Below are 8,742 nucleotides of genomic sequence, written 5' to 3'. Positions count from 1 at the left end.
TTTCGGTGATGTGGATCGGCAGCCGGATCGTGCGGCTCTTCTCGGCGATCGCCCGGGTGATCCCCTGGCGGATCCACCAGTAGGCGTAGGTGGAGAACTTGTAACCGCGGGTGGGATCGAACTTCTCTACCCCCCGCACCAGGCCGATCGTGCCCTCCTGGATCAGGTCCAGCAGTTCCATGTTCCGCTTGGTGTACTTCTTGGCCACGCTCACCACCAGGCGCAGGTTGGCGGCCACCATGCGCTCCTTGGCGCGGCGGCCGTTGATCAGCTTGCGCTTCAGCAGCGGCAGACTCAGCCCCAGGGACTCGGCCCACTGCTCGGAGCTGGGCTTGCTGCCACCGCGCATCTCCAGCTCCTGTTCCGCCTCCTCGAGCCGCATCAGCTCCTGCACCTGGCGGCCCAGGGTGATCTCCTGCTCATGGCTGAGCAGGGGCACCCGGCCGATGTCACGAAGGTACGAGCGAACCAGGTCCCCATCGACCGGGGGAAGGGAACGGGAGACGGCCTGGAGAGGCCTGGACCCAGGGACAGCCTTCGGATCAAGGGGGCGATCGAGAGCTAGAGCGACAACCACAGCGAAGCTCATGCAGGTGTGTGAAGCCTAACCTAAAGAAGTGTGAAGGCGCTCTCAGGAAACCCACGAAATCCTGAAGACCTGCCAGGGCGGTTCCCGCGAGGCTGAAGCTTGAGGGGGGTGGGTTGAGAGGGCGCTGGGTTCAGGGCGAAAGGCCCCCGTGGTTGAGCAGCCAGGAGGCGGTCTGCAGGTAGATGAACACCCCGGCCACGTCGGTGGCGGTTGTGATGAACGGCGCCGACATCAGGGCCGGATCGAGGCCCAGCCGGTGAAACAGCAACGGCAGGGACGCCCCGGCCGTGGCCGCCAGGGTGGTGATGCACACCAGGCTGATCCCCGCCGCCGTGGCCACCAGCATCCCCCCACCCACCTGCCAGGCCCAGGGCACCACCACGATCACCAGCAGCAGGCCAAGCAACAGCCCGGAGAGCGCCTCCCGCCCGACCGTGCGCCAGAGCCCGAGCGACTGGATCCTCTGGGTGCTCAGGCCCCGGATCACCACCGTGGAGCTCTGGGCGCCGACGTTGCCGCCGGTGCCGATCAGCAGCGGGATGAAGGCCGCCAGGCGCACCACCTCCTGGAGAACGCCCTCCTCGGAGGCGATCACCGCTGAGGTGCCGGTGTTTGCCACCAGCAGCACCAGCAGCCACACCACCCGACGGCGGGCCACGGTGAACAGGTTGCTCTGGAAGTAATCGTCCTCATCGCCCGCCTGCACGGCACCGGCGGCGTAGAGGTCGCGGGTGGCCTCCTGCTGGATCACGTCGATCACGTCATCCACGGTGACGATCCCCACCAGTCGCTCCTCCCGGTCCACCACCGGCACGGCCAGGAAGTCGTAGCGCTGGATGATCCGGGCCACCTCCTCCTGGTTGGTGGTGGTGGTGACGTTGACCACCTCCCGGGTCATCACATCGCCGATGCGGTCTTCGGGCTCGGCGGTGACCAGGTCCCGCAGCGACAGGATGCCGGTCAAGTGGCGGGAGCCGTCGGTGACATAGAGGCTGTAGACGGTCTCGGTGTCCCGGGCGCGGCGGCGCACGATGTCGAGGGCCTGGGCGGCACTGTGGAACTCCTTGAGGTCGATGAACTCGGTGGTCATCAACCGGCCCGCCGTTTCCGACTCATAGCCGAGCAGCTGGGCCGTGATCCGCCGCTCCGCCGGACTCAGCTCCATCAGCAGCCGCCGCACCACCTTGGCCGGCAGTTCATCGAACAGCCGCACCCGATCATCCGGGGACATCTCCTCGACCAGCTCCAGCACCTCCCCGGAGCGCAGGCGCTCCAGCAGGGTCTGCTGCACGGCGGGGTCGAGGTACTCGTACACCTCGATCGCCTCGTCCTTGGCGAGCAGGCGGAAGGCCAGGGCCTGGAGGGTGCGGGGCAGAGAGCCGATCGCCTCGGCGCAGTCCACCGGCTGCACCGGCTCCAGCAGCAGTTTGACGCCGTCGTAGTTGCCTGCGGCCAGCAGGCCCTGCAACTGGCGGGCCACGATCTCCGCCACCTGCAGGCTGCTGTTGCTAGCCGTGGTGGCGCTGGTTGCCTCGCTCATCGGCCCGGAGGATCGCAGCCCCCCGAGTGTATGGGGAGAAAGAACCGCCTTCCTCCGGAGCGTTTAGGGTCCGATCGACTGCAGTTGGTTCCATGGCGGTGAATGTGTCGGATGTGGTGGTGACCAGCGCCACCGGAGCCCAGCAACGGCTCGGCGACCTCGGTGGCCAGGTGCTGCTGATCGTCAACGTGGCCAGCCGCTGTGGCTTCACGCGCCAATACGCCGGGCTTCAGGCCCTGCAGGACACCTACGGCCCCCGGGGGCTGCAGGTGCTGGGATTCCCCTGCAACGACTTCGGCGCCCAGGAACCCGGCAGCCTCAGCGAGATCCAGCAGTTCTGCTCCACCACCTACGGCGCCAGCTTCACCCTGTTCGACAAGGTGCATGCCAAGGGCACCAAAACCGCCCCCTACGACCTGCTCACCCAGGTGGAGCCGGCTGGCGACGTGGAGTGGAACTTCGAGAAGTTCCTGGTGGGTCGGGATGGCACCGTGCTGGGCCGCTTCAAGAGCGCCGTCGAACCGGATGGCGCTGAGCTCACCGCGGCGATCGAGGCGGCCCTGGAGGCCTGAGGCCGGCCCTGCTGAGCGCCAGCCCGGCCGCCGCCGCCGCCAGCCCTAGCACCAGGCTGGCCACCAGCAGGGCCAGGGCGCCCTGGATCTGGTCCTGCTGCCGCAGCCGCACCAGATCGAGCATCCAGGAGCTGAAGGTGGTGAGCGAGCCGCAGAAGCCGATCCCGCCGAGCAACAGCAGCGGCGCACGCCAGGGAATCGGCCCAGCTAGGACGCCAAGCAGAAAGGAACCCAGCAGGTTGCTGAGCAAGTTGGCAGCCGCCACCCCAGCGGCCCCGCTGGCCAGCAGCGGGCCGAGCTGCACCTCGATCCTCCAGCGCAACAGGGCACCTGGCACGGCTCCGGCGGCCACTAGGGCCAGCTCCCAGAGCTCGAAGCGCAGGCGTCGCCTCACCTCAGAACGCCCCCACCCACAATCCCACTTGCACGGCCAGCAGCCCAGCCAGCACCGAACCTCCAGCCAGCAGGCCCGCCTCGGCCCCGTGGCCCAAGCGAAGCTCCTGCAGCAGCTCCACCATCAAGGTGGAGAAGGTGCTGAGGCTGCCGAGAAAGCCGGTGGCCAGCAGCAGCAGCAAACCACTGCCCGCCAAGCCACACCGGCGATCCAGGCCAACCAGAAGGCCAAGGGCGAAGGCGGCCACCACATTCACGCCGAAGGTGGCCCAGTGGCGGCGGGGCAGCATCGGCTCGAAATGGTTGATCAGCCGCAGCCTGAGCCAGGCGCCCGGAATGGCGCCAAGCGCCACAAGCAGGGCCTCCCTCACCCCGGCAACCAGCCGCGGCGGGGTTGGCCGGCCGCCGGGCCAGGCAGCTGAACCTGCAGCCAGCGGTCACCGCCAGGTTCCCACCAGGTGCGCAGCAGACGCAAGGGAACGCTGCCATCGAGCTGGGCCAGGGCAGGGGCGGAGTGCTGGGGCGCGCACCGCAACAGCAGGGGCCCGGACGCCAGCAGCGGTTCCTGGCTCTGACGCCGCCGCAATTCCGGCGATCGGCGCTCCCCCCCACCAGCCGGAAGGGCGGCTGGTGCGATCAGGGCGAGACCCAGCACCCAGGGCAAGCGCCAGTCCATCAAATGTCGAGCTGGGCGAAATCGAGTTCGGCGCTGTGCCGCTCGATGAATTCCCGGCGGGGTGCCACCTTGTCACCCATCAGGATCGTGAAGATGCGATCAGCTTCGGCGGCATCCTCGATCTCCACCCGTTTCATGGTGCGGGTGGTGGGATCCATGGTGGTTTCCCAGAGCTGCTTTGGCATCATCTCGCCCAATCCCTTGAAGCGCTGGATCGTGTAGTTGGCTTTCTCACCGAAGCCTTGCAGGGTTGTCTTGAGATCCTGCTCGTTGTAGCAGTAGGTGTGATTCTTGCCCCTCTCCACCTTGTAGAGGGGCGGACAGGCGATGTAGATGTAACCCCCCTCCAGCAAGGTTTTCTGATAGCGATAGAAGAAAGTGAGCAGCAGCGTACGGATGTGGGCGCCGTCCACATCCGCATCGGTCATGATCACGATGCGGTGATAACGGAGTGCGGACTCGTTGAACTCCTCCCCCTTAATACCGAGGCCCAGGCCGGTGATCAAGGCCTGGATCTCTGTGTTCTTGTAGATCTTGGCGTCGTCGGTTTTCTCGATGTTGAGAATTTTCCCGCGCAGTGGCAGGATCGCCTGGAAGCGCCGATCACGGCCCTGCTTGGCGGAGCCGCCAGCGGAATCGCCCTCCACCAGATAGATCTCCGATTCGGAGGGATCCCTGGAACTGCAGTCGGCCAGCTTGCCGGGCAGGGTGGAGCTCTCCAGCACCGACTTGCGCCGCACCAGCTCCCGGGCTCGTCGCGCCGCCTCGGCGGCATTGAAAGCCTGAATCGCCTTCTCCAGGATCAGGTCGATCACCTGGGGGTGAAACTCCAGGAACTCACCGAGGGATTGCCCTACCACCGTGTCGACGATGCCGCGCACTTCGGTGTTGCCGAGCTTGGTTTTGGTCTGCCCCTCGAACTCAGGATCCGGCACCTTGACGGAGAGCACGGCGGTGAGGCCTTCCCGGATGTTTTCGCCGGCCAGATTGGGATCGGCGTCCTTGCGCTTGTTCCTCTTCTTGGCAAAGGTGTTCAGGGTGCGGGTGAGCACCGTTTTGAGGCCCTCGATGTGGGTGCCGCCATCCACGGTGCGGATGTTGTTGGCGAAGCCGAGAATGCTGTCGGAGTAGGCATCGACGCACCATTGCAGGGCGGCTTCCACCTGAACGCCATCCTTTTCATTGTTGACGTAGATGATGTCGGGATGGAGGGGATCCTTGCCCGCATTCATATAGGCCACATACTCGCGAATGCCGCCTTCGTAGTGGTAGATCTCCTCGTGGGCCTCGCCTTCAGGGGATTGGGCCAGGGCGCGCTCATCCCGGAAGACGATCCGAACGCCACCGTTGAGGTAGGCCAGTTCACGCAGCCGGCCCGAGAGGGTGGTGTAATCGAAGGCAATGCCGCCGGTGAAGATCTCGCTGTCGGGTTTGAAGCGAACGGCGGTGCCCGTGGCGCCGCTGGCCTCCGGTTCCGAGCGCAGGATGCCGATCGGATTGCCCCGCTCGAAGCGCTGGCGGTGAACCTGTCCCTGGCGGCGCACGGTGACTTCCACCCACTCACTGAGGGCGTTCACCACCGAGATCCCCACCCCGTGCAGGCCGCCCGACACCTTGTAGCCGCCACTGCCGAACTTGCCGCCGGCGTGCAGCACGGTGAGCACCGTTTCGAGGGCGGATTTGCCGGTGCGGGGATGGATGTCGGTGGGAATGCCCCGGCCGTTGTCGGTGACCTCGACCGAGCCGTCGTCGCAGAGGCGGACGAAGATTTCGCTGCAATGACCCGCCAGGGCCTCGTCAACGGAATTGTCCACCACCTCATACACGAGATGGTGGAGGCCCCGGGGCCCGGTGGTGCCGATGTACATGCCCGGCCGCTTGCGCACCGGCTCCAGACCCTCCAGGACCTGGATCTGCTCGGCGCCGTAGGCGTGCTCGATCTTGGAGGAATCGCTCATTCCGGTTGGCACAGCTGGGAACCGGCCCGATCCAGACCGGCGACATCCATCGGAGGTGGGGGGAGTGTGATTCTGAGGGCTCAAGAAACGCTCCAGGCCCGTCGAAGGGTTTGATCTTAACACCGCGCGCTCAGAGCGCCTCCCAGGGGCCTCTGAGAGGCTGTTCAGGCCGGGGGTCCATCTGCCTCGATCCGCCCCAGCCTTCCAGCCCAACCGGCCCGCCGATCCCATGGCCCAGCCACCCCTGCCCGTGCTCGTGCTGCTCGGCCCCACCGCCAGCGGCAAAACGGAACTGGCGATCCGAATCGCCGAGGCCCTCGATCTGGCGGTGCTGTCGGTGGATTCCCGCCAGCTCTATCAGGGCATGGACATCGGCACCGCCAAGCCCACCGCCCTGCAGCAGGCAAGGGTGCGCCACGAATTGCTCGATCTGCGCCCGCCGGATCAACCGATCAACCTCCACGCCTTCCGGCAGGCTGCCCACAGCTGCATCGCCGCCGAGCAGACTCGCCGCGGGATGGTCTTTCTGGTGGGGGGGAGTGGACTCTACCTACAAGCTCTGATCCGCGGCCTGGATCCGCCGGCGGTGCCGCCCCAACCAGCCCTGCGCGACCAGCTCGCCCGCCTGGGCCAGGCCACCTGCCACCAACTGCTCACCCGGGCCGACCCGATTGCCGCGGCACGCATCGCCGCCGCCGACGCGGTGAGAACCCAGCGGGCCCTGGAGGTGCTCTATGCCACCGGTCGCCCCCACTCCGCCCAACGGGCCTCAAGGCCCCCCCCCTGGCAGGTGCTGGAGCTGGGCCTCGACCCCGCCAAACTGCACGAGCGGATTGCCCAGCGCACGCGGCTGCTGTACAGCGCGGGGTTGGTGGAGGAAACGGCCGGCCTGATGCGCCGCTACGGCAACGACCTGCCCCTGCTCGAGACGATCGGCTACGGCGAAGCCAAACGGCAGCTGGCCGGCACGCTCAGCCACCCCGAGGCCATCGGCCTCACCGAGCAACGCACCCGTCAGTTCGCCAAACGGCAGCGCACCTGGTTTCGCCGTCAGCATCAGCCCCTCTGGCTGGAGGGCGAAGATCCCCTCCAACAGGCCCTGGAGGCGGTCAAGCGCGTTCTAGAGTGAAGGTATGCGTGCCCCCTATGGACACGTCCGTTGCGGCCTCCCGCTCCGCCCCCTCGCTTTTCTGAATGCCACCTCGTCCCCGTTTCGACCGTCGTGCCCCCGTTCGAGAGCTCCCGAACATCAACGATCGCATCAGCTACCCCCAGCTCCGGGTGGTTGATGCCGACGGCAGCCAGCTCGGGGTGATCACCAGGGAAGAGGCCCTGGAGGTGGCAAAAGACCGGGAGCTGGATCTCGTGTTGGTCAGCGAAAAGGCCGATCCCCCGGTCTGCCGGATCATGGATTACGGCAAGTTCAAGTTTGAGCAGGAAAAGAAAGCCAAGGAAGCCAAGAAGAAATCGCATCAAACCGAAGTCAAGGAGGTGAAGATGCGGTACAAGATCGACTCCCACGACTATCAGGTGCGGATCGGCCAGGCCGTGCGCTTCCTCAAGGACGGTGACAAGGTCAAGTGCACGGTGATCTTCCGGGGTCGTGAGATTCAGCACACCGCCCTAGCTGAACTGCTCCTCTTCCGGATGGCCAAGGACCTGGAGGAAAGCGCGGAGATTCAGCAGGATCCCAAACGGGAAGGACGCAACATGATCATGTTCCTGACACCGCGCAAAACGCCGCTCACCAAGGAAAAGGATGCGGCGGCCCTGGCCTCCAAGGCCGTGCGCACGATCCCCTCGCCGGTGCGTCAGGCCAGCGGCGCTGACACGGCCTTCGCCCAGGCCGAGGGCTGAGGGCTGGGCCACCGGCCAACCGGCACAGCCCCCTATGCCACAGGGGGAATTGTCACCAGGCCCGAAGCTCCGTAGGGTGGCGTCAAAGCTGCAGGTCCCCACCGGCGTGCGATTCCACATCCAGCAGGAAAGCGACATCCCGGCGTCGACCCAGCTGTACAACCAGATCTGCTTCGCGATCGCGGCGCGTCACTACCCGCCCGGTCACCGCTTGCCCAGCACCCGTCAGCTGGCCATGCAGACCGGCCTGCATCGCAACACGATCAGCAAGGTCTACCGCCAACTCGAGAATGACGGCGTGGTGGAGGCCATGGCCGGCTCCGGCATCTACGTGCGCGACCAGCAGAAGCCGCGTGAGATCAAGGTGCCGCCCGGCCTGCGCAACCGCCTGCGCCCGGACATCGACCGGGAGGTGCGCCAGTGCGTCGACGGCCTGCTCAACGCCGGCTGCACACTGCAACAGGCCCGGGAACTGCTGACCCGGGAAATCGACTGGAGGCTGCGCTGCGGCGCCCGGGTGCTGGTCTCCACCCCCCGCGAAGACATCGGCGCCTCGCTGCTGATCGCCGAGGAGCTGGCGCCGGTCCTGGAGGTGCCGGTGGAAGTGGTGCCCCTGGAGGAACTCGAAGCGGTGCTGGAGAGTTCCAGCAACGGCACGGTGGTCACCAGCCGGTACTTCCTGCAGCCGGTCGAGGAGCTTGCCCAGCGCTATGGCATCCGGGCCGTGGCTGTCGACCTCAACGACTTCCGCCATGAGCTGGATCTGCTCAAGGAACTGCGCACCGGCAGCTGCGTCGGCCTGGTGAGCATCAGCCCCGGCATCCTGCGGGCCGCCGAGGTGATCCTGCACAGCATGCGTGGCAACGAGCTGCTGGTGATGACGGCCAACCCGGATGTGGGCAGCCGCCTGCTGGCCCTGCTGCGCGCCGCCAGCCACGTGCTCTGCGACCGACCGAGCCTGCCGCTGGTGGAGCAGACCCTGCGCCAGAATCGGGCCCAGCTGATGCGCCTGCCCCAGGTTCATTGCGCCCAGAGCTACCTCGGCGCCTCCACCATCAATCTGCTGCGCAAGGAGATCGGCCTGACCGACCCACCGGATGGCTTGCTTGATCCACAAGCGGCCCAGGCGGGCTGAGCTCCGCCATCAGGGCTCCGGG

The 8,742-nt window shown here is 66.5% G+C and carries 10 protein-coding genes; 4 read left to right on the top strand and 6 right to left on the bottom strand.

What is annotated here, in order from left to right; all coding sequences use genetic code 11:
- Positions 1 to 589: sigma-70 family RNA polymerase sigma factor (locus tag KBY66_RS05860; protein WP_255120065.1), on the bottom strand; the 589-nt coding region annotated here is incomplete at its 3' end.
- 130 nt (positions 590 to 719) lie between these two features.
- Complete coding sequence (mgtE, locus tag KBY66_RS05855) at positions 720 to 2,129, bottom strand: magnesium transporter (RefSeq protein WP_255088302.1); 1,410 nt, start codon at positions 2,127 to 2,129, stop codon at positions 720 to 722.
- Between the two features lie 92 nt (positions 2,130 to 2,221).
- Here mgtE and KBY66_RS05850 point away from each other — a divergent pair, with 92 nt between their 5' ends.
- Complete coding sequence (locus tag KBY66_RS05850) at positions 2,222 to 2,701, top strand: glutathione peroxidase (protein ID WP_255088301.1); 480 nt, start codon at positions 2,222 to 2,224, stop codon at positions 2,699 to 2,701.
- Here KBY66_RS05850 and KBY66_RS05845 read toward each other — a convergent pair.
- The 4 genes from KBY66_RS05845 to gyrB are packed head-to-tail and all read right to left on the bottom strand — an operon-like array spanning position 2,667 to position 5,728.
- A complete protein-coding gene (locus tag KBY66_RS05845) occupies positions 2,667 to 3,095 on the bottom strand; it encodes a FluC/FEX family fluoride channel (protein WP_255088300.1) in 429 nt (142 codons plus the stop codon). The two genes, KBY66_RS05850 and KBY66_RS05845, sit on opposite strands and share 35 nt — an antisense overlap.
- Position 3,096: 1 nt before the next feature.
- Positions 3,097 to 3,477, bottom strand: a complete 381-nt coding sequence (locus tag KBY66_RS05840; RefSeq protein ID WP_261346835.1) for a FluC/FEX family fluoride channel — start codon at positions 3,475 to 3,477, stop codon at positions 3,097 to 3,099.
- Positions 3,462 to 3,770 (bottom strand): SH3 domain-containing protein, encoded by a 309-nt coding sequence (locus KBY66_RS05835; RefSeq protein ID WP_255088298.1) that lies wholly within the window; start codon positions 3,768 to 3,770, stop codon positions 3,462 to 3,464. Before KBY66_RS05835 ends, KBY66_RS05840 begins: the two co-directional genes overlap by 16 nt.
- Complete coding sequence (gene gyrB, locus KBY66_RS05830; protein ID WP_255088297.1) at positions 3,770 to 5,728, bottom strand: DNA topoisomerase (ATP-hydrolyzing) subunit B; 1,959 nt, start codon at positions 5,726 to 5,728, stop codon at positions 3,770 to 3,772. Before gyrB ends, KBY66_RS05835 begins: the two co-directional genes overlap by 1 nt.
- A gap of 229 nt (positions 5,729 to 5,957) precedes the next feature.
- Here gyrB and miaA point away from each other — a divergent pair, with 229 nt between their 5' ends.
- The 3 genes from miaA to KBY66_RS05815 all read left to right on the top strand — a co-directional run bounded on the left by miaA (position 5,958) and on the right by KBY66_RS05815 (position 8,720).
- Positions 5,958 to 6,857, top strand: a complete 900-nt coding sequence (miaA, locus tag KBY66_RS05825; RefSeq protein ID WP_255088296.1) for a tRNA (adenosine(37)-N6)-dimethylallyltransferase MiaA — start codon at positions 5,958 to 5,960, stop codon at positions 6,855 to 6,857.
- A 65-nt stretch (positions 6,858 to 6,922) separates the two neighbouring features.
- Positions 6,923 to 7,585 carry a translation initiation factor IF-3 gene (gene infC / locus KBY66_RS05820; protein WP_255088295.1) on the top strand — a complete coding sequence of 221 codons (663 nt, stop codon included), beginning with the start codon at positions 6,923 to 6,925 and terminating at the stop codon, positions 7,583 to 7,585.
- Between the two features lie 106 nt (positions 7,586 to 7,691).
- Positions 7,692 to 8,720: a GntR family transcriptional regulator gene (locus KBY66_RS05815; RefSeq protein WP_255088320.1), complete on the top strand. Its 1,029-nt coding sequence runs from the start codon at positions 7,692 to 7,694 to the stop codon at positions 8,718 to 8,720.
- The last annotated feature ends 22 nt before the right edge of the window (positions 8,721 to 8,742 follow it).

The sequence above is a fragment of the Synechococcus sp. Tobar12-5m-g genome (assembly GCF_024345415.1).
Lineage (GTDB): Bacteria > Cyanobacteriota > Cyanobacteriia > PCC-6307 > Cyanobiaceae > Regnicoccus.
Note: the sequence above shows the minus strand (reverse complement) of the source record. Positions and strands in the feature narration are given on the sequence as shown.